General features: G+C 45.7%; 17 protein-coding genes. 14 read left to right on the top strand and 3 right to left on the bottom strand.

All coding sequences use genetic code 11. The features are described from left to right. Window positions 1-59 precede the first annotated feature (59 nt). Window positions 60-1,001 (bottom strand): general secretion pathway protein GspC, encoded by a 942-nt coding sequence (locus IPJ71_05185; GenBank protein MBK7843078.1) that lies wholly within the window; start codon window positions 999-1,001, stop codon window positions 60-62. A 419-nt stretch (window positions 1,002-1,420) separates the two neighbouring features. Here IPJ71_05185 and IPJ71_05180 point away from each other — a divergent pair, with 419 nt between their 5' ends. Further along, window positions 1,421-2,137, top strand: coding sequence for a hypothetical protein (locus IPJ71_05180; GenBank protein MBK7843077.1), 717 nt, complete (start codon window positions 1,421-1,423; stop codon window positions 2,135-2,137). Window positions 2,138-2,360: 223 nt separating this feature from the next. On the opposite strand, the gene IPJ71_05175 is transcribed toward IPJ71_05180, so the two are convergent. After that, a complete protein-coding gene (locus IPJ71_05175) occupies window positions 2,361-3,263 on the bottom strand; it encodes a hypothetical protein (GenBank protein MBK7843076.1) in 903 nt (300 codons plus the stop codon). Further along, window positions 3,263-3,847 carry a cob(I)yrinic acid a,c-diamide adenosyltransferase gene (locus IPJ71_05170; protein MBK7843075.1) on the bottom strand — a complete coding sequence of 195 codons (585 nt, stop codon included), beginning with the start codon at window positions 3,845-3,847 and terminating at the stop codon, window positions 3,263-3,265. Before IPJ71_05170 ends, IPJ71_05175 begins: the two co-directional genes overlap by 1 nt. A gap of 52 nt (window positions 3,848-3,899) precedes the next feature. Between IPJ71_05170 and IPJ71_05165 the strand changes: the two genes are divergently transcribed. From IPJ71_05165 to thrS, 13 genes are all read left to right on the top strand, one after another. After that, on the top strand, window positions 3,900-4,775 hold the full coding sequence (locus IPJ71_05165) for an N-formylglutamate amidohydrolase (protein ID MBK7843074.1): 876 nt from the start codon (window positions 3,900-3,902) through the stop codon (window positions 4,773-4,775). 22 nt (window positions 4,776-4,797) lie between these two features. After that, complete coding sequence (locus tag IPJ71_05160) at window positions 4,798-5,706, top strand: hypothetical protein (protein ID MBK7843073.1); 909 nt, start codon at window positions 4,798-4,800, stop codon at window positions 5,704-5,706. A 69-nt stretch (window positions 5,707-5,775) separates the two neighbouring features. Next, window positions 5,776-6,195, top strand: coding sequence for a cytochrome c biogenesis protein ResB (locus IPJ71_05155; protein ID MBK7843072.1), 420 nt, complete (start codon window positions 5,776-5,778; stop codon window positions 6,193-6,195). Then, entirely contained in the window at window positions 6,192-7,895 is a 1,704-nt protein-coding gene (gene ccsA / locus IPJ71_05150) for a cytochrome c biogenesis protein CcsA (protein MBK7843071.1), read from the top strand. Before IPJ71_05155 ends, ccsA begins: the two co-directional genes overlap by 4 nt. Before the next feature lie 280 nt (window positions 7,896-8,175). Further along, the gene (locus tag IPJ71_05145; GenBank protein ID MBK7843070.1) at window positions 8,176-8,595 is read left to right on the top strand and encodes a cytochrome c3 family protein; all 420 of its coding nucleotides are present in this window, start codon (window positions 8,176-8,178) and stop codon (window positions 8,593-8,595) included. 24 nt (window positions 8,596-8,619) lie between these two features. After that, on the top strand, window positions 8,620-11,694 hold the full coding sequence (locus IPJ71_05140) for a TAT-variant-translocated molybdopterin oxidoreductase (protein ID MBK7843069.1): 3,075 nt from the start codon (window positions 8,620-8,622) through the stop codon (window positions 11,692-11,694). Then, the gene (gene nrfD, locus IPJ71_05135; GenBank protein ID MBK7843068.1) at window positions 11,691-13,049 is read left to right on the top strand and encodes a polysulfide reductase NrfD; all 1,359 of its coding nucleotides are present in this window, start codon (window positions 11,691-11,693) and stop codon (window positions 13,047-13,049) included. The genes IPJ71_05140 and nrfD overlap by 4 nt, the downstream gene beginning before the upstream one ends. Continuing rightward, the gene (locus IPJ71_05130; GenBank protein MBK7843067.1) at window positions 13,042-13,599 is read left to right on the top strand and encodes a DUF3341 domain-containing protein; all 558 of its coding nucleotides are present in this window, start codon (window positions 13,042-13,044) and stop codon (window positions 13,597-13,599) included. Before nrfD ends, IPJ71_05130 begins: the two co-directional genes overlap by 8 nt. 165 nt (window positions 13,600-13,764) lie before the next feature. Further along, on the top strand, window positions 13,765-14,163 hold the full coding sequence (locus IPJ71_05125) for a cytochrome c (GenBank protein ID MBK7843066.1): 399 nt from the start codon (window positions 13,765-13,767) through the stop codon (window positions 14,161-14,163). 43 nt (window positions 14,164-14,206) lie between these two features. After that, window positions 14,207-15,409, top strand: a complete 1,203-nt coding sequence (locus IPJ71_05120; GenBank protein ID MBK7843065.1) for a molybdopterin oxidoreductase — start codon at window positions 14,207-14,209, stop codon at window positions 15,407-15,409. 91 nt (window positions 15,410-15,500) lie between these two features. Then, window positions 15,501-16,019, top strand: coding sequence for a hypothetical protein (locus IPJ71_05115; GenBank protein ID MBK7843064.1), 519 nt, complete (start codon window positions 15,501-15,503; stop codon window positions 16,017-16,019). Window positions 16,020-16,061: 42 nt separating this feature from the next. Beyond that, a complete protein-coding gene (locus IPJ71_05110) occupies window positions 16,062-16,676 on the top strand; it encodes a hypothetical protein (protein MBK7843063.1) in 615 nt (204 codons plus the stop codon). Window positions 16,677-16,898: 222 nt separating this feature from the next. Beyond that, on the top strand, window positions 16,899-18,878 hold the full coding sequence (gene thrS, locus IPJ71_05105) for a threonine--tRNA ligase (GenBank protein MBK7843062.1): 1,980 nt from the start codon (window positions 16,899-16,901) through the stop codon (window positions 18,876-18,878).

Raw genomic sequence — 18,878 nt, 5'->3', positions numbered from 1 at the left:
TTCTTCTTTCGTTTTTCAAAAAATAATTCTCATTTCAAATCTCATCGCTCAATCTGCAATTATTCTGTCACTGTGTAGCTGAAACTTTCATCTCTTCCATTGCGTTCGACGCCCAGTTGGATATTGTTTGCTGACTTCAGGGTATTGTAAAACTCCATGGCCCGAGTGGGACTATTCACCATTTCGCCGTTCACTGATTTGATGACGTCCATGGTTTTAAATCCAAGTTTTTCAAAAATACTGCCAGGGTTGATTGATACGAAACGAAAACCCTCCACCCGTCCTCCCGAGCCTGGAACAATATTTGGAACCATCCGAGCTTGATTTAGGATTTCAGAGAGGTTGGCCGTGTATTTAGAGAGATCTTCGCGTCTGAGCGAAAAATCATATTCCCCACGTTTTTCAACTTCGCTTCCGCCAGAGGCTCGCGGTGACTTGAGGCCAAAGTTGATTTTCTCATCTTTTGGAATTTCGATGTATTCGAGACGGCTGTTGGCAAGATTACGAAAAGTCACTCTGCGTCGTTCGATCTTGGTAATTCGCGCAATTCCATCAATTTCTTCATCGAGTCGCAAAACCTGGGTTTCATTTTTATTCTTCAAGTTGATCGAAGCCACCGATTTCTTTGTGTCAGCATGAACAATCGTTCCCTCGAGTTTGAGGGGCAGTTGGGAGAGAATGGCCGGGCGGTCAGCTTCTCCCTCACCGCCTCCTTCTGCCGACATGGGGGGAGGAATCTTGCCGTCTGAATTAAAGAGGTTGCGGTCGGCGATCGATTCATAGTCGAGTTTATTGGCCTGTCGAACACGGGTGGGCCCGGTGACCTTAGCTGGAGGAGCCTCAGTTGGGAGCATCGATGGACGGTAGGACAGAATCGAAAGATCACTGAGAATATATCCAAGAAAGGCGGCAAACAAATAGACATAGACGGCTTCGAAGGGAGGCCGACCGCCACCCTTCACCGAATCAAAAAATGTTCCTTTGCCCCCAAGCCACCTCATTGGATGAAATCTTAGCAAATGGAGGGATGATTAGGCTAAAGGAATCTCATTTTTTTTAATGATTCAGAGGACTTTACTGATTACAGAAAACCGCTTCATCAAAATCTAACCTGGACCAGACCAAAGTCACAAGTCAGTTTTTGGTCCAAAGGGAAAAAAAGCTATCCTATTTTTTCATGGTTACACATAAATATTTCATCAAAATTCGTCAAAGGGGAGATGCGGCATTTTGCTAGGATCGAATCTGATTGAATCGTGGTCATTTTTTGGTCTCGGCATGGCACTTGCTGATAGCTAGGTTTGGATACTCATCCCATGGGTGTCTAGTATTGGGGGACCCTTTCGTAAAGGGAAAGTTCAAAAGGTTTTTTAAAAACTAGGCAGTGTTTTTTTGAAAACCGTGAACTCGGGGGGTATTTGTGTCTGAAGCAGTGGTCTTTCAGGGGCTAAATGCATTGGATTTTATCGATATTCGTGCCAACGTGGTTCGAATTCCAGAAGTGACAAAACGAATTTCAGAGGCTCAAAAAAGTTGGGATGCGAGCGGAGCGAATTCTCTCGATCTTTGCAATTTTATTGCTTCGGAGGATCGAGTTTTTTTGGGCAATATTCGTCTTAAGAGTATGGCCTCTGCAATTGTTCAGGTGGGTCTCTTTGATCGTTATCTGCGATTCCACCAGAGACCCAGCATTTTTGTCGGAAATACGAATGGGGATTCTGCTATGCTCGTGACATCCGGAAAAATGAGCTTTAGCGAAATGATTTCAACGAGTCCTGCCTTGAAAGTCACTCGCCCCCTGGTTCCGATGTCGTTTCAAGAGCCTACTCCTTATTTGAGCGGAATATCCCTCACCCAATACGGTGCGATATTTGAATCAAAGGACGTGAGAGGAGAGGTATTGAGAGAAGATCTTCCGGTGGATAAAATCGATCCTTCCCGCATCATTACGGCTCTGGTGGGTGACTACGGAGTTCGTCGCTTCGTCAATTTTGGTCCTGGAAATTTGCTTTACTCTAATTTGGAAGGGGATTTGCGCTTGGCCGACATTCAAGTGCTTGAATCAATAGATCTCGATCCCATGCTGAGCTGGTTTTGGCAGGGGCTTCGTCATCGTGAATTGGCACTCGCTCAATAAGAGGCTTTACGGAGTCACCAGTAGGCGAGCTCAAAATCTGGTGGCTCATAAAGATGCGTTGGCTTGAGAAAATCGGGAACTGACTGTTCAGGAGAGAGCATACAATAGAAACCGCCCGGAATTGTGGCGGAGATGAAGCCTCGGGGCGGCGTTGTCAGCCAGTAATTGTCAAAGTGGGTGTAAACAAGGATCTCGTTGCCAGCAGTTGAACGATAGCTATTTTCTAAAAGTGAATAAAAATATCCGGATTTTCTGCGAACAGGTGGGTCAGGAACGAAAACTCGAGAGGCCTCCCAATAGGAGGCATTCGTTTTGCCAATCCGAAAAAGGAGAGCAAATGAAGTCCCTCTTTTAAGGTAGTGGCATGAGGGGAATAATTGGCAGGAAGAATCGTTTGAATTCTAGACGGGGACCATTTTGCCGTGCCGCCGAGACTATTTTTGCGATTGTCTTTAGCCAAGATAAAATGATCCCATTTCAAGCCTTCCCAACGGTCAATGTACTGGACAACATTTTCTGGCTCAGGAGAAAAGCAGAGGGGCTTTATCGTTTTTTTCTTGAGCAAATAGTCAACGAGAGCATCGCGATCAGATTCTTGGAAAGAAGATATCTTAATTGACGGCAATGGCTTTGGTCGCAAGGGCCACATGCCATGGAGACTCACGATTTGAAAGCGACGAAAGAGGAAATAGCGAGGCAGCTTTCTTTTCATTGAGCGGGGGCGAACGAATGCATTGTAGGCCTGCTTTTGATTTTGTGCGACCACGGAAAAAACATAACGGCACTGGCGCTTCTCTTTTTCCCTTTCTAGGATGGGCAGGAAGTGTTGAGACCAGCTGAGTACGGCTCCGCGCGAGGGAGATACCCTTAGATCGGTTGCAATACAGATCGTTTCCATGTTTCCTTCGATGCGAGCACGGCGAAAGACAAGTGAAGCCATGGCTTCAGGTGTCCCTTGATCACCAAGCAGCACGTAGGTGGTAAAATCATCCGATTGCAATCTGTATTGGTTAAAAAATGAGGTCTTTCTCTCGAACGAAAGGTCCACAGCCCCAGGAAGTGAGGCACTTTTAAAATAGGCAGTCAATTTTTCGTTGTCTTCGAGTGTCGCTCGCACCAAACGCATTATTTTTTCCAGGTTAAATCAGAGAAGCCCATCTGCAAATTAGTGTACCGAGCAAAAACAAAAAGATAATCACTCATCCGATTGAGAAAGACCAGAATAAAGGGCTCCACTTGCCCTCCCTCTTCGATGAGCTGAGTCACTAAGCGTTCGGCGCGTCGGCATATAGTGCGTGAAAGGTGGAGAAATGCCGAAGCTTTGCACCCTCCTGGCAAGATAAACTCAGTGAGCGCGGGGAGTTGTTTGGTCCATTCGTCGATTTGTCTTTCAAGATGTTCAGACATTCCCGGACCAAGAATGGGTAAACGGTGGCTAAATGATTCCTCATCACAAGCGAGATGACTGCCGACAGAAAAAAGTTGGTTTTGAAGGTTTTGAATTTCATCAAGACCCTGTCTAACAAAACCGGCAAGGTTCGCGAGGTTACTCAAAGATTGCAGTTCAGCTCCCACTAGTCCCAGGGAACTATTCAGCTCATCAATTGTTCCGTAGGCCGCAATGCGTGTGTGGGATTTTGAAACCCTTTTTCCGCTGACGAGAGATGTTTGTCCCAGGTCTCCGCGACCGGTATAGATTTTTGTTGTCATCGCGACATCTAACCACAAAAAGGCCTCTTCAGCCAACAGCTTTCCAGAATCGATGAGTCGAGTAATAAATAGAAGTTGTCAGGGCATCTATTTCTGCCATGATATCCAGAAAGAGAAAGAGGAGGCCTTTTTGCGCGCTTTTTTTATTTCTATCCCCCATTCTGGAGAACAGGTTCCCAAGGAAACTCCGTGGCTTGAAGGTTTGGCGGAGCCATTGTTGATGTTTGATGTGGATCGTTACGTGGACCTACTTTATCGCCCCATTGTGGAAAGCCTGAAGATTCCTTGGGTTGTTGCGACTTGGCATCGGTATGTGGTGGATCTCAATCGATTACCTTCAGATGTGGATGAAGAAAGTCTGATTGGATCAGATCACCCAAAAGGTGCCTTCACGCATGGGTTTCATTGGGTTAAGACGACTGCGGGAATTAGATTGATGAAGGAGCCCATTTCCAATGAATTGCACGACGTGATGGTGGAAAAGTTTTTTAATCCCTTTCATCGAGATTTGAAGTCTATTTATGGGAGATTTCGTGAGGCGGGTGCTGCTGATGTTTATCATATTGATGCGCACAGTATGCCGAGCCGGGGGACAGAAGCCCACCGCGATAAAGGAGAAGAGAGGGCTCAAGTTGTTATCAGTGATGTGAACGGCAAAAGCTGTGGTTCATGGTTTCGAGATCTTGTCGTGAGCTCTTATACGGCAGCGGGTTTTTCAGTTTCTGTCAATTGGCCGTATCTTGGTGGGCGCATCACTCAGTCTTACGGTTGCCCTGAAAAGGGTCAGCACGTTATACAGGTTGAATTGAATAGGTCCATATATATGGATGAAGTGAGCAAAAAAATAAAGCAAGGAAATTTGCAGGAAGTTCGGAGTAAGCTCTCAGAAGCTGTAAAATTGGTTTACTTAGCGCTTCCGGAGTTTTAAGAGTGGGTACAAGGAACGATTTATGATAAATTTTTTATATCGAATATTTAAGCTTTTTATTTCAGTCAAGCTTGCCGTTTTTGTCATCCTCATTCTGGGTCTTTTGTCAGCCATCGGCACGATTTACGAAGCTAAATTTGATTCAGAATATGCACAAAAAATAATCTATCATGGACCGTGGATGTATTTCTTTATGGGCCTTCTTGTGACCCAACTTGTCTGCGTGATGGTGGATCGCTGGCCTTGGAAAGTGCGACATGTTCCTTTTTTATTGGCTCATGTGGGCATTATTGTCACCCTGGCGGGATCTTTGATAACTCGCTATTGGGGAGTCGATGGCAGCATGTCTTTTGGAATTGGAGAGAAGAGCAGTCATGTGACGGTTGGCGAAAAAGAAATAATGGTTTTGGGCTCGTTTGACGGGCAAAAATATTCTCAAATGGCTGGAAGATCCGTTGATTTTCTACTCAATCCACCCAGTGAGAATCCAACTGTTTTGCAATTTGGGCAAAATACCATCGAAGTGAGAGATTATTATCACTATGCTTTTCGAAAGGAAGAGTTAGAACCATCAGTCAATACACTGGATGGGCCAGCGGTTCGATTCCAAATTGAAAATGATCGTGTCAATTTGACTCGATGGATTTCTCTGGGTCGTGGGCAGGCAATTGATGAGGCAAATCTTGGTCCCGCGAAGGTCATTTTGATGAAAGGCGAAGATCAAAAGGATTTGGGCCAGGGTAACATGATCCTGTTTCAGATTGACCCTCAGACCAAGAAGGGGCGTTATGAGGTCCGTTCAAAGGACGGAAAGAGAAAGACACTAAAGGGCGAATTGACAGAGGGAATGAGTCTGGATACGGGTTGGATGAATTTGAATCTGCGTATTCTTCGCTTTCTTCCTCATGCCGGAACAAAAGATATCATTTGAAAAAGAGAAAGTCCAACTCCGCTCACGACTTCAGCTCTTAAGATTTCTTTCAATGGAACGGATCACTGGGTGGGACTAAATAACTCGCTTCGCCTTTTTACCGATCAAAATGTTTTTGTTTTTGTTTATGGAAACAGAAGATTGGATCTGGGCTTTAATTTGACTCTGAGAGACTTTAGAGTCGGTCGTTATCAGGGGACTGCTCAGGCAATGAGCTACGAGAGCGACGTTACAATTGAGGACGGAACAAAAACAACGATCTCAATGAATAATCCGCTGAAGCACAAGGGCTACACTTTTTATCAAGCTAGTTTTCAAGAGGATGATCAGGGCAATCCCGTCGCCTCTATTCTGTCCGTAAATCAAGACCCCGGGCGCTTTTGGAAGTATTTGGGCTCAGCAATGGTCATCATCGGCGCAATCATGCTATTTACGATGACTGGGGTCTTTAGAGCCAATCAACGAAAACGAGAAGGAGCCGTGTCATGAAATCCTCCCGAATCCCCTTCGTATTTTCTCAATTTTCTTGGGTATTTTTTTCTATTTGGATGACCGGATTTTCAATGTTTTCAGCCTCTGCTGCACCAAGTTTCACAAGCGAAGCTCTGCGTCGTATGCACATTCAGGATGGTGGTCGAATAAAGCCCTATGATTCCTTTGCGCGCGAAGCATTGAAACTCATATACGGGAAAGAGACCTATCAGGATCGGGAGGCGGCAGACATTGTTTTCACTTGGATGCTTGTTCCGGAACAGTGGGACAAGACACCCATTGTTTTGGTCAGACACAATGGGCTCCGAGAGGCTCTCAAATTAGATAAGGATAGGACTCAGGTGTATTACTCACCCAATGAGTTGTTTGCGAATGAACGTGTGGGACTCTTGATTCAAGATATGCAGAGTCGCCTGGCGAGTCAGGAGAAATTGAATCCCTACTATCAGGCAATTCAGAACTTAGAAAATCAGTTGAGTATGTATCATGGACTCAAGATGGGCCAGGCTTTAAGAGTTGCTCCTGGAGTCAATGGAGATATTTGGCAGACGGTTGCTCAGTTGAATGGAGACCTGAAAAGCCGTTTTGAGGGGGTAACCAAGGCATTTGTAAAGGTTTTGACTAGCAACATAGACCCTCAAAAATTATCTGGGAGGGAGGAGTCTTTAAAGGAACTGGATATCGCTGTTTCCGAATTTAATCAGCTTGCCCGTGCCATCAATCCGAATTCCTATGGAGACGAAGTCAAAGTCAAAGCTGAAGTTCATTTGAACACTTTCCATCCCTTTCTCTGGTCCTGGGTATTTTATCTGATGGGTGCATTTTTTCTTCTTGGAGCAATGGTTAACAATCGATCTTGGCTCTACTATGGTGGATGGGCTGGCATCGTAGCGGGGCTCATTCTGCACACCTATGGAATGGTGATTAGGTCCTATATTTTGGGTCGTCCACCAGTTTCAAATATGTATGAAACAGTTGTGTGGGTTCCGTGGGGAGCCGTGATTTTTGCGATGATTTTTGAGCTGAAGAACCGAACAAAAGCCGTCTTAATGGTTTCTTCCTTTATTTCTGTTTTGTGTTTGATTCTAACCGACATGGCTCCTTCAGTTTTAGACAAGTCTCTGCAGCCTTTGCAGCCAGTTCTGCGAGATAATTTCTGGCTCACCACGCACGTATTGATTATCACACTTAGTTATGCGGCTTTTTTTCTTGCATTTGCCCTGGGTGATTTGCAATTGATGTATTTTTTGCGGGGAGAAGAGAAGTTTGCCAAAGAGATTCAAGAGGGGAACCGATCGATATACCGAGTTATTCAAGTCGGAGTGGTGCTTTTGGGGACAGGAATAATCTTGGGAGGAGTTTGGGCAGATTATTCTTGGGGTCGTTTTTGGGGCTGGGATCCAAAAGAAACTTGGGCACTGATCGCCTGGTTTGGTTATTTAGCGATTCTTCATGGTCGCCTTGTGGGATGGGTTCGTAAATTTGGATTGGCCGTGTGTAGCGTCGTCGCCTTTTCTCTGGTGATCATGGCTTGGTATGGGGTCAATTTTGTTTTAGGAGCGGGACTTCACTCCTATGGATTTGGAGCTGGCGGAGTTGAATATGTCGCAGTTTTTGTCGCTATTCATTTGCTGTGGGTGATTTACGTATCTACAGTGCGTTATAGTCGATTGAAAGCGGAAGGGCGTTCTAAATAAATTTTAGTTAGGCAGGGGTTTAAGGTTTTTTCATGGCGGCCTGGACTCCTTAACAAAATCTTTATTTCGTTATTGCCAAGCTCGAATCCCAGAATTATAGATAAATAAATTGTTCTTGAAAATTAATTAATAACAGCTCAGATTTCCACACTGTATGTAGGTAACTCATGACAAAAAGGTGATCGGCGCTGCGGTCGTACTTGGACTGTTGGGCGGGCTTTCGGGTTTTGTGTATCTCATCAATAACAATAAGGTGACTATTGGTTATAATAAGGGGTATATGCCAGACCAGCCTCTTCCTTTCTCACATGAGCTTCATGCCGGCACTCACAAAATTGATTGTAAGTACTGTCACGTTGCGGTTGAGACATCTCGTCACTCTTCAGTTCCCAGCATGAATATTTGTATGAATTGCCACCTAACGGTCGGGCTCGACAAACCAAATATTCAAAAACTCAATGAGCTTTACAGTGCGGGAGAGTCGATTGCTTGGCAGAAAGTGCATTTGTTGCCGGACCATGTTAAGTTCAATCACTCTGCCCATATAAGAGCCGGGAAGGTTTGCCAAGAATGCCATGGCCCCGTAGAGACGATGCCTATTGTAAAACAATATAATAGTCTTTCTATGGGTTGGTGCGTGAGTTGTCACCGCCAGCCGGAGAATAATGCTTCGGTTGAATGTTCCACCTGTCACTATTAACAGCTTTGGGAGCCTGGAAGAGATATGGATACGAAACAAACCGGTTCTGAAGGAAATGGATCGCCAAAATATTGGCTTAGCCTCGATCAGTGGAGCCATGATCCCGAATTTAAGCGTCAGGCTGAGAATGAATTTCAATCAAGTCCACTTGGGTCTGATGAGGGACAGGGTGGCTGGGCACGTCGAGAATTTTTGAAGGTCATGGGCGCGAGCATGGCCTTGAGCACCTTCGGATGCGTTCGACGCCCCGTTCAGAAAATTGTTCCGTATGTCAATCGTCCTCCTGAAATCACACCTGGAAAGATCAATTATTATTCTTCATCGTTTGCCGATGGTTCAATGGGCTTTGGCTTAGTGGTAGCGACTCGCGAGGGGCGGCCAATCAAGGCAGAAGGAAACGCCGGCCATCCCATCAACAAAGGAGCGATGAGTGCACGCTCTCATGCTCACTTGCTAGCTCTTTACGACCCTGATCGTGCCAAAGGTCCTATGAACGGGTCGACTTCTTTGACTTGGGAGGCTCTTGATACCGCTGTTGCTGCTGAGCTAAAAAAGGGGTCGGTAGGCATTCTGGTTGGCTCGATCCTTTCTCCCTCGACTCGGAATCTCGTCGAGGAATTTGGGAGGGCCGCCGGGGCGAAGCTGTATACATGGGATCCCTTGGCAATGGATTCGACGCGAAGGGGACAGAAGGCCTGCTATGGTCAGGATGTTTTACCTCATTTGCGCATTGATAAGGCAAAATATATTTTATCAATCGATTCTGACTTTTTAGGAACAACAGGCCAGCCAGTTGAACACATGCGCCATTTCGCTCATGGCCGACAGCCGGGCAAAGATATGAATAAGCTGGTTTGTTTCGAGTCGCTGATGTCTTTGACCGGTTCAAATGCAGATGAGCGATATCAAATTCGTCCAAGCCAGCAATTAGATGTGGTCATGGGCCTTATATATGAGTTGGTGGTTGGCTCGAAGGTTTCTCGCTTTGCTGGCGACGGATCCCTTAAGGCACTGCTAGAGCCATACGCAAAAGTCTCAGATCGCTTGTCTATTGATGGAAAAACATTTTCTCACGTAGCGGCAGATCTGTGGGCTCATCGAGGTCAGTCATTGGTTTTGGTTGGAGGCATGACAGGTCAGACGGCTCAACAGCAGGGGCTGCAAGTGGCCGCCAATTTTCTCAATACTCTTTTAGAAAATGATGGCAGCACGATTGATGCAAGAGGCTGGACCTATACAGGATACCAAGGAACATCTTCTGATTTGGAGCAACTGATTGGTGACATTGGAAGCGGCAAGGTCAAGCGGTTGATCATTCACGGGGCGAATCCCGTTTATGCGGCTCCGAAGGCCTCGGGATTCGTTGAAGCATTTAAAAAGCTTGAGACAAGCGTTTATGTGGGAGATCGAGCTGATGAGACGGGGCAAATGTGCAGCTACTTGGCTCCCAGTCATCACGAGATGGAAAACTGGAGCGATATGGAAGTGGTTGCCGGCGTCTACAGCATTCAGCAGCCAACCATTGAGCCTTTGAATAGCACAAGATCCTTTCAAGATAGCCTTCTTTCTTGGGCGAAGGGCCTTGGTATCAGTTCGTCCTCCTTAAAGGCCGAGACTTGGTATGATTATCTTCGTGAATACTGGAAAAATTCGATTCATGCTCGGCATCGCGGCAAAGACATAGGCAAGCTCGGTTTTGAAGAGTTTTGGTACGAAGTCTTACAAGTGGGAGTTTTTGACACGACCGAGGGCAGTCAGGGGCATGGCCCACGTAACTTTGATATCGGAGCACTTCGCACTGCTGCCTTTAAGGGACGTGAAGTTCCTAATTTCGAATTGGTTCTTTATCCGACCCTTGGTCTCTTAGATGGACGCCTCGCCAATGTGTCTTGGCTGCAGGAGTTTCCTGACCCTGTCACAAAAATTTGCTGGGATAACTATGCTTGTTTGTCACCAAAAGATGCCCGAGAGCTTAAAGTTCGAGAAGGCGATGTCCTCAAGTTAATTGTTGGAGAGCAAGTCCTTGAAGCTCCAGCGCACATTCAGCCAGGACAGGCGAGCGGAGTTGTTGGTTTGGCCGTCGGCTATGGTCGAAAGGGAGCTGGACGTGTGGCCGATGGAGTGGGCGTTAATGCCTATGAATTCGCCGGCTTTGATAACGGACAGACGGTGTATTCGGGTCTTGATGTGAAGCTTGAGAAGACTGAAAAGTGCATTGAGCTTGCTAATGTTCAGGGACATCATTCGATGGAAGGGCGTCAAATTGTAGTTGAGGCCACGCTCGATCAATACCTGGTGAATCCCGAGGCCAATATTCATAGACATAAAATGATGAGTATGTGGAGTGGTTTTGAATACAAAGGCCATAAGTGGGCCATGGCAATTGATCAAAATGTTTGCACGGGCTGTTCGGCTTGTGTGATTGCCTGCCAATCCGAGAACAATATTCCGGTGGTTGGAAAGAAATATGTCCTGAAGGGTCGTGAAATGCACTGGTTGCGGATTGATCGATACTTTACAGGGCAGCCAGACGATCCAGGAGTTGTTTACCAACCCTTGCCGTGTCAACACTGTGACAATGCTCCTTGCGAAACAGTTTGCCCGGTCGCTGCCACGACTCATTCGAGCGAGGGGACCAATGACATGATTTACAATCGTTGCGTTGGGACAAGATATTGCGCTAACAATTGCTACTACAAAGTTCGTCGTTTCAATTGGTTTGATTACACTCAGATCGAAGCTCCGATGCATTTGGCTCTGAATCCCGAAGTGACAGTTCGATCTCGAGGGGTCATGGAGAAATGCACTTTCTGTATTCATCGTATTAAGGGCGCGAAACATCAGGCGAGGGTTGAAGATCGTGAGTTCAAAGCGACTGATTTCCAAGTCGCCTGTCAGCAGTCGTGTCCTACGGGAGCCATTATTTTTGGAGATATGAATGATCCTGAAAGTTTGGTGAGTAAGCGCTTCAAAGAAGCCCGTAGCTACAGTCTTCTCGAGGAATTTAATGCGGCTCCAGCTGTTCGCTATCAGACAAAGGTTCGTCATGCGGATCGATTAAAGTCGGATTCAGCTCACGGGGAAGGTCATCACTCATGATAAAACGCAATCAGCTTATATTGGGCGAAAAGACATATAAAACAATCACCGAGGATATTGTTTCTCTTTTGGAGCGATTTCCTCCTCGGAGATATTTTGCGGCTCTTGCAAGCGCCAAAGTTTTGTTTCTCGTTTATATTGTGGCGATGGGAGCTACAGCTTTCTACGGCATGGGCCTTCAAGGTGTTAATAGCCCTGTCGGTTGGGGTACTGATATCATCACCTTCGTATTTTGGATCGGTATTGGACATGCAGGAACATTGATATCTGCGGTTCTCTTTTTGTTTCGGCAAAAATGGAGAACTTCAATTGCCAGAACCGCCGAAGCGATGACGGTTTTTGCTGTGATGGTTGCTGGAACATTTCCTATTTTACATACCGGTCGTCCTTGGCTTGGATATTGGCTTCTTCCCTACCCGAATCAGAGAGGTCCTCTTTGGGTTAATTTTCGCTCGCCACTTCTGTGGGACGTTTTTGCTGTATCGACTTACGCAACGGTCTCCATGGTTTTTTGGTACATTGGGATGGTTCCTGATTTGGCCACAATTCGAGACCGTGCAAAACACCCCCTGAGAAAACTGATTTATGGGATTTTATCTCTTGGCTGGCGAGGGACGGCGCGCGCTTGGAATCATTATGAAATAGTGTACATGCTGCTCGCGGGACTGAGCACGCCTCTTGTTCTTTCTGTGCACTCGATCGTTTCTTTTGATTTTGCGGTTTCAGGACTTCCTGGTTGGCACGCAACTATCTTTCCGCCCTACTTTGTGGCTGGTGCTATTTTTTCTGGATTTGGAATGGTTGTTACATTGATGAGCATTATTCGCTATCTGGTACCTACCTTCAAAGACTACGTTACAATCGATCACATGGAGGCGATGAATAAAATCATTATGTCGACCGGACTGATGGTTGGTTATGCCTATGGGATGGAATTCTTTATTGCCTGGTACGGTGGCTCTCCTTATGAGGGTTTTGTGTTCTTGAATCGTGCTTTCGGTCCTTACGGTTGGGCTTATTGGATCATGGTGACATGCAATGTGCTGATCCCCCAGATTTTTTGGTGGAGAAAAGCAAGGCGGACCATCGCGATTATGTTTGTTGTTTCAATTTTCGTGAACATTGGAATGTGGTTTGAACGATATGTGATCGTGATCACGTCACTTCATCGGGATTTCTTGCCTGCCAGTTGGGGTATGCACTTGATGACCATCTACGATTTTGGTGCCTTATTTGGTAGTTTTGGGATGTTTTTTACTCTGTTCTTACTCTATTTACGGACATTGCCTCCCATTGCGATAGCCGAGGTCAAACCGGTGCTTGGGGTGGGTCGAGAGGGAGGACACCATGCTTAAAACAATAGAGTCTTTAGTGTACGCTTGGCAGTATAAGGGCAAAAAGGGTGTTGCGGGAATTTGGCTGGATGAGCACCAACTGGTTCGTGCGGTTGCAAAGGTGAGAGAAGCTGGCTTTAGAAAATTTGATGCAATTAGTCCGTTTCCCTTGCATGGTATTGATGAAGCTGCCGGTATATCACGTTCCTACATTCCTTGGATTACTTTGGCATTTGGTGTGTTGGGTTGTGCCTTTGGCGTTTGGTTCACATGGTGGACCTCCGTCGTTGATTGGGCAATCAACATTGGTGGCAAACCAATGTGGTCTCTTGCTGCATTTATCCCTGTGATTTTTGAGACCACCATTTTATTTGCAGCCCTGAGCTCAGTTGGTGCCATGATTTTGATAAATGGTCTCCCAAAAGTGGCTCCTCCCGTTATCGATCCTGATCTTAGCTGTTCAAAGTTCGCCATTTTTATTCCGGAAGATGACCTGGGTTTTAATGTGACACAGATTGAAAAGCTTTTTAATGATCTCGGCGCGTCCGAAGTAAAAAGAACGGAGTTCTAATATGAAGCAGAAGGTATTGAGTCTCGCTTCATTCATTGCGTTTCTTGGACTGGTTTCCTGCAATGCTGGAAAAAATCAGACAAACATCGAATTGGTACAGCAGATGATGGACCAGAGCTCAGTTAAGTTTCAAGACTGGGATCCATCGGCAAGGGAAATCTGGCGATGCGTGTCCCTCCCAAAAACACAATTCCACGAGGATACAAACCTTATGCCTACAAGGGAGATCCGGAAGGCGCAGAGAAAAATCTAAAGAATCCTCTGGTAGCAGATTTTTCTAAGGAAACATTGCAACTTGGTAAGAAGAAATTTGATATTTACTGCTCTGTTTGTCACGGAGCTTTGGGTGCTGGCGATGGTCCGGTCGCAGAGAAGATGCTTTTGCGTCCACCGCCCCTTTTGTCTGACAAGGTAAAGGCATTTTCAGATGGGCGCATTTTTCATATTGTGACGGATGGACAAGGCGTAATGGGAAGTTATCTGGTCCAGATTCAGGACGAGAAGGCTCGTTGGTCTTTGGTCAATTACGTCAGGACTTTGCAGAAGCGTCCGGCTGCCAACTGAGTAACTGAGTAATTGAGTGTTTTGAAATTAGAGGAGCAATTCCATGTCAGGTGCAAGTAAAAGGTCTCTATCCGCGGTTAGCTACACTCCTTCCGTGAGGATGAAAACGGTGTACTCTATTTTTATGTTTTTGGGTGTTGTGGCCTTTGTTGTAACCTTGATCAACGACAAAGAAAGGGCCTGGCATTCCTACCTTGTGAGTTTCTTTTATTTTCTTTCGATTGCGTTGGGAGGTCTTTTTTTTGCGGCTCTCCAGCACGTGTCGAAAGCGGGATGGTCGGTGAATATTCGTCGCCTCGTTGAATCATTTGCTTCTTACGTTCCCTATGCATTTGGTTCTGGGTTGGTTTTATTGGTAGCCGGCTCAACACATCTTTATGAATGGTTGCATGCAGATGTGGTGGCAAAAGACGCATTGCTTCAGCATAAGTCTGCCTATCTAAATATGCCTTTCTTTGTTGTTCGATTTGTTGGTTTTTTTCTTTTGTGGGGATTGTTTGCTAAAATGCTGATTGGATGTTCAGTGAAGCAGGACTCAAACGGAGATGAGAGCCTGACACATCGAGCAGTCGCGTGGTCCGTGGCTTTTTTGCCTGTTTTTGCTCTGAGCTACACTTTTTTTGGCTTTGATACTCTGATGAGTCTGGAGCCTCACTGGTTTAGCACAATCTATGGAGTGTACACGTTTGCAGGGCTTTTTCAGTCAACCATGGCAGCCACTATCTTGCTGATATTGTATCTTTCTAAGAAGGGATTGCTGCGCGGACTGGTGACGGAGGATCACCTTCATGACCTTGGAAAATTTCTTTTTGCGTTTACTGTTTTTTGGGCCTACATCGCTTTTTCCCAGTATATGCTTATCTGGTACGCAAATCTTCCTGAAGAGACTATTTTTTATATTCCTCGCACAGAAAATGGCTGGCTTCTTGTTTCCTTGTCGCTTCTGATATTTAAATTCATTGTTCCATTTTTGGCTCTGTTGCCACGTTGGGCGAAACGTAATCCGGCGCAATTGATGGCGGTCAGCGTGCTCATTCTGGTTATGCAGTATGTGGATCTCTATTGGTTGGTTTATCCGGTTTTTTCCAGAGAGGAAGTAAAATTTTCGATCTCTGAAGTTCTGATTTTTTTGGGCTTTTTGGGGATGTTCCTGTTTGCCGTCACCCGCTTTCTGAGCAAAAATTCGGTGGTGGCTTATTCAGATCCGCGTATTCAGGAATCCATTCACCACCACGTGACATATTGACAGGAAAGTCCCCGTGGGCCTCATTTTTAGGAGTTGACATTACGCGTCTCAAGCGGTAATACCGGCGATAACTCTTACGCCAGGGAACCGAATGATTCAGCTCACTTCTTTTAAAATTTGTCGACTCTTTATTTTATTCTTTGGCCTTTTATTATTGCTGGATTTTGCCGGTCCTGTGGCTCGAGCTGGGGCCCTCGGTCCTTGGATGAAACCTGAGACCTGTCTGATGATGCTCAGGATGCATCCCACCGACCAAGCGGAGAGAGTAAATCCTTTAGATTCTTTACAGAACCTACAAGGGTATTTGAGAGAATACGGGAAAGTGGCGAGTGATCAGGTTCTGCCCGATCGCAAGGGATATTTTTTTCAATCTGATTCTCTGACCGGCTCAACTGCGCCGAGAGCAATAGTTTTAAAGGCTTTGAATCGATTATCCGAATTAGAGTCCGATACAACGAAAACTAATTTTGATCTGTTTTTTGTTGGGAATGAGATGCGTGGTTGGGAAGCCATGCAGGCTTTGGTGGATCGAATTGAAGCTTACAGGAAGACTGTAGCACCTGACATTCACAAGAAAATCAGACAACGATTGCCCTATTTTTGGAGTTAAGGCATCGAAGATGCCTTCTTGTTTTTACTTAATGGGGCCCTATTGAGTTCGGGGGTGTTTGATCTTTCGAGTCCCACTTATAAAATGGCAGCGGGGATTACTTTTACGGCTTATCTGGGATTGAGAATCGCCCAATGGGCTCTCTTTCCCGATTATAAGATTGCCAAGCATATTCGTCTGATCCGGAAGGCATTAGATGCACGGAAAGAGAGTGAATCGAACTTTCCAATTTCAATGTATGGAGATGGATTCTCTGTTGGAACTGATTTTCACTTGGAAATGGCGAGAACGACTGGAGAAGAATTGGAGCCTGATTCGGAAATCATTTTAGAGGAACTCAGAATGTATTTTGCTGGCGCGCTAGATTTGACTATTGGAGACTTTAAAAGATTTCTGAAAAACCACGGAAATTTGGCCAATTGGGCAGTTAACCAGGCGAATAGATATCCAGAAGGCGCTTATCGCAAAGTTTTCGTTGACCAGATTTTTTATATTGATCCACATACGAAAGAGCCAGTTTTATTATTTTATTATCGCGCCTTTAAGGGCGAACCTTTGAATCCCAAAAAGCCGAAGAAGAACCAAAACACGGATTCGTCGGCTGATTTGGATTTTTCTCCCGGACGAGGATTAAAACCTCAGCCCATTTCAGATTAGAAGGGTTCTTGAGATTGGGACGCTTGGTTTTTTTTTGGAGGGGCTTCCCTTTTTCGCGTAATTCATCTATCATGGAGGCTTAGGAGTTAGGTGAGGCCCCTATCGGTGTGTGGTTGCCCACGCGAGTGAGGGCTCAGGCGAGCTCCGTTAAATTGAGAATGGAAATAACTTCATGGCTGATCGATCAATTCAAGATCTGATAACCACCTGCTTCACAAGCTGATGTCTGTCATACGCGTTGTTCTTCCTGATAATTCGGTGAGAGAGTTTGATCATGAGCCTAGCATTCTTGAGGTTGCCCAGTCGATTGGGACGCGATTAGCCAAGGATACAGTAGGCGGACTGGTTAATGATGAGCCTGAGGTGACTGACCTGCGCCGTCGTTTGAAGGACCGAGATAGACTCCGAATTGTGACATTGCAAATGCCGGAAGCTCTGGAAGTCGTGAGACATTCTTGTGCTCATGTGATGGCTCAGGCCGTTCAGGAGTTGTGGCCAGACGTAAAGGTGACAATAGGGCCAGTCATCGAAAATGGCTTCTATTATGATTTTGATTCTCCTAAAAATTTCACCCCCGAGATGTTGGAACAAATCGAAAGTAAAGTTCAGGAAATTTTGAAACGGGGTCTTGATATTCGCCGTGAAGATATGGCCGCAGACAAAGCCATCGCCATTTTTAAAGGGATGGGTGAAAAATATAAGGTTGAATTGATACAAGACTTGGGAGCTAAAGAAGTTAGTCTTTATTACCAGGGCGATTGGTTTGATCTTTGTCGAGGTCCCCATGTTCAAAACTTAAGTCAGATCAAGGCATTTAAGATTTTGTCGGTAGCAGGCTCGTATTGGCGAGGGGATGAGTCTCGGGATCGTTTACAGAGGATCTATGCGACGGCGTTCAATGATAAAAAGGATTTGGCACAGCATCTTCACAACATTGAAGAAGCTAAAAAGAGAGATCATCGGAAGTTGGGAAAAGATTTAGGGCTGTTTGTGTTTCATCAGCTCGCTCCCGGGGGGCCTTTTTTTACTCCCAAAGGGACCATTGTTTACAATGAGCTGGTACGCTACATAAGGGAAAAATACCGCAAATTTGACTTCCAAGAGGTCATTACTCCACAAATATATGACGTTGATCTTTACCATCAGTCCGGCCATTTCGAGAATTATCGTGAAAACATGTATTTCACGAAAATTGACGAAAGAGATTTTTCAGTGAAGCCCATGAACTGTCCTGGGCACTGTTTGCTTTATGGCTCGGACAAAAAATCTTATCGAGATCTTCCTTATCGAATTGCTGATTTTGGACGACTCCACCGTTATGAGCGCAGTGGGGTGATGCACGGTTTGACTCGAGTTCGCACCTTCTGTCAGGATGACGCCCATATTTTTTGTGATGTTAAGGATCTTCAAAAGGAAATTTCTCAGTTCATGAGATTTCTGAGCGAAGTCTATAGTGAGCTTGGTCTTCATGAATATAAAATATTTTTATCCACTCGCCCTGAGAAGAGAATGGGATCGGAGCAGGTCTGGGATCAAGCAGAGAAGGCCCTTCGCGATGGGCTCAATGAGCTCGAATTGCCTTTCACGGTCAACGCTGGAGATGGGGCATTTTACGGGCCCAAATTGGACATCATGTTTGTGGACGCGATCAAACGTCCCTGGCAGTTAGGTACCCTGCAATGCGATTTTAACATGCCTGAGGCTTTCAACCTAAAGTTCACGGGAGATGACAACAGCGAGCACCGGCCCGTGATGCTTCATCGAGCCATTTTAGGATCCCTGGAGCGTTTTATTGGCGTTTACCTAGAGTATATTGGGGGACATCTCCCGCTGTGGTTAGCTCCGGTTCAGGTGTCAATTCTCAATGTTACTGAGCGTCAAACTGATTATTGCCAGCAGTTGTTTGCGAGCCTTCGTGCAGCTGGTATTCGAGTTCATTTAGATGCTCGTGGCGAGAAGCTGGGATTTAAGATCCGTGAGGCCCAAATGCAGAAGGTTCCCTACATGTTGATCATTGGGGATAAAGAAGTCGAGGCTGCAGGGGTGAGTGTGCGGTTGAAAACTGGTGAGAATAAGAGCGACGTCCCCGCTAAGGAATTTGAAGCATTGGTTTTAAATGAAATAAAAGAACGTCTCGTGACCAGTCCCTGGCTAGCGGAGGGTCCCTCCCATCTAGCTGATAGGGCAAAGAGTACAATTTAA

The organism is Bdellovibrionales bacterium, from assembly GCA_016714165.1.
Lineage (GTDB): Bacteria > Bdellovibrionota > Bdellovibrionia > Bdellovibrionales > UBA1609 > JADJVA01.
Note: the sequence above shows the minus strand (reverse complement) of the source record. Positions and strands in the feature narration are given on the sequence as shown.

Bases quoted from the DNA above. Each gene is read 5' to 3' on its own strand.
- IPJ71_05185 (MBK7843078.1), bottom strand. From the start codon at position 1,001: ATGAGGTGGCTTGGGGGCAAAGGAACATTTTTTGATTCGGTGAAGGGT.
- IPJ71_05175 (MBK7843076.1), bottom strand. From the start codon at position 3,263: ATGCGTTTGGTGCGAGCGACACTCGAAGACAACGAAAAATTGACTGCC.
- IPJ71_05170 (MBK7843075.1), bottom strand. From the start codon at position 3,847: ATGACAACAAAAATCTATACCGGTCGCGGAGACCTGGGACAAACATCT.
- IPJ71_05165 (MBK7843074.1), top strand. From the start codon at position 3,900: ATGAGTCGAGTAATAAATAGAAGTTGTCAGGGCATCTATTTCTGCCAT.
- IPJ71_05160 (MBK7843073.1), top strand. From the start codon at position 4,798: ATGATAAATTTTTTATATCGAATATTTAAGCTTTTTATTTCAGTCAAG.
- ccsA (MBK7843071.1), top strand. From the start codon at position 6,192: ATGAAATCCTCCCGAATCCCCTTCGTATTTTCTCAATTTTCTTGGGTA.
- IPJ71_05145 (MBK7843070.1), top strand. From the start codon at position 8,176: ATGCCAGACCAGCCTCTTCCTTTCTCACATGAGCTTCATGCCGGCACT.
- IPJ71_05140 (MBK7843069.1), top strand. From the start codon at position 8,620: ATGGATACGAAACAAACCGGTTCTGAAGGAAATGGATCGCCAAAATAT.
- nrfD (MBK7843068.1), top strand. From the start codon at position 11,691: ATGATAAAACGCAATCAGCTTATATTGGGCGAAAAGACATATAAAACA.
- IPJ71_05130 (MBK7843067.1), top strand. From the start codon at position 13,042: ATGCTTAAAACAATAGAGTCTTTAGTGTACGCTTGGCAGTATAAGGGC.
- IPJ71_05125 (MBK7843066.1), top strand. From the start codon at position 13,765: ATGCGTGTCCCTCCCAAAAACACAATTCCACGAGGATACAAACCTTAT.
- IPJ71_05120 (MBK7843065.1), top strand. From the start codon at position 14,207: ATGTCAGGTGCAAGTAAAAGGTCTCTATCCGCGGTTAGCTACACTCCT.
- IPJ71_05115 (MBK7843064.1), top strand. From the start codon at position 15,501: ATGATTCAGCTCACTTCTTTTAAAATTTGTCGACTCTTTATTTTATTC.
- thrS (MBK7843062.1), top strand. From the start codon at position 16,899: ATGTCTGTCATACGCGTTGTTCTTCCTGATAATTCGGTGAGAGAGTTT.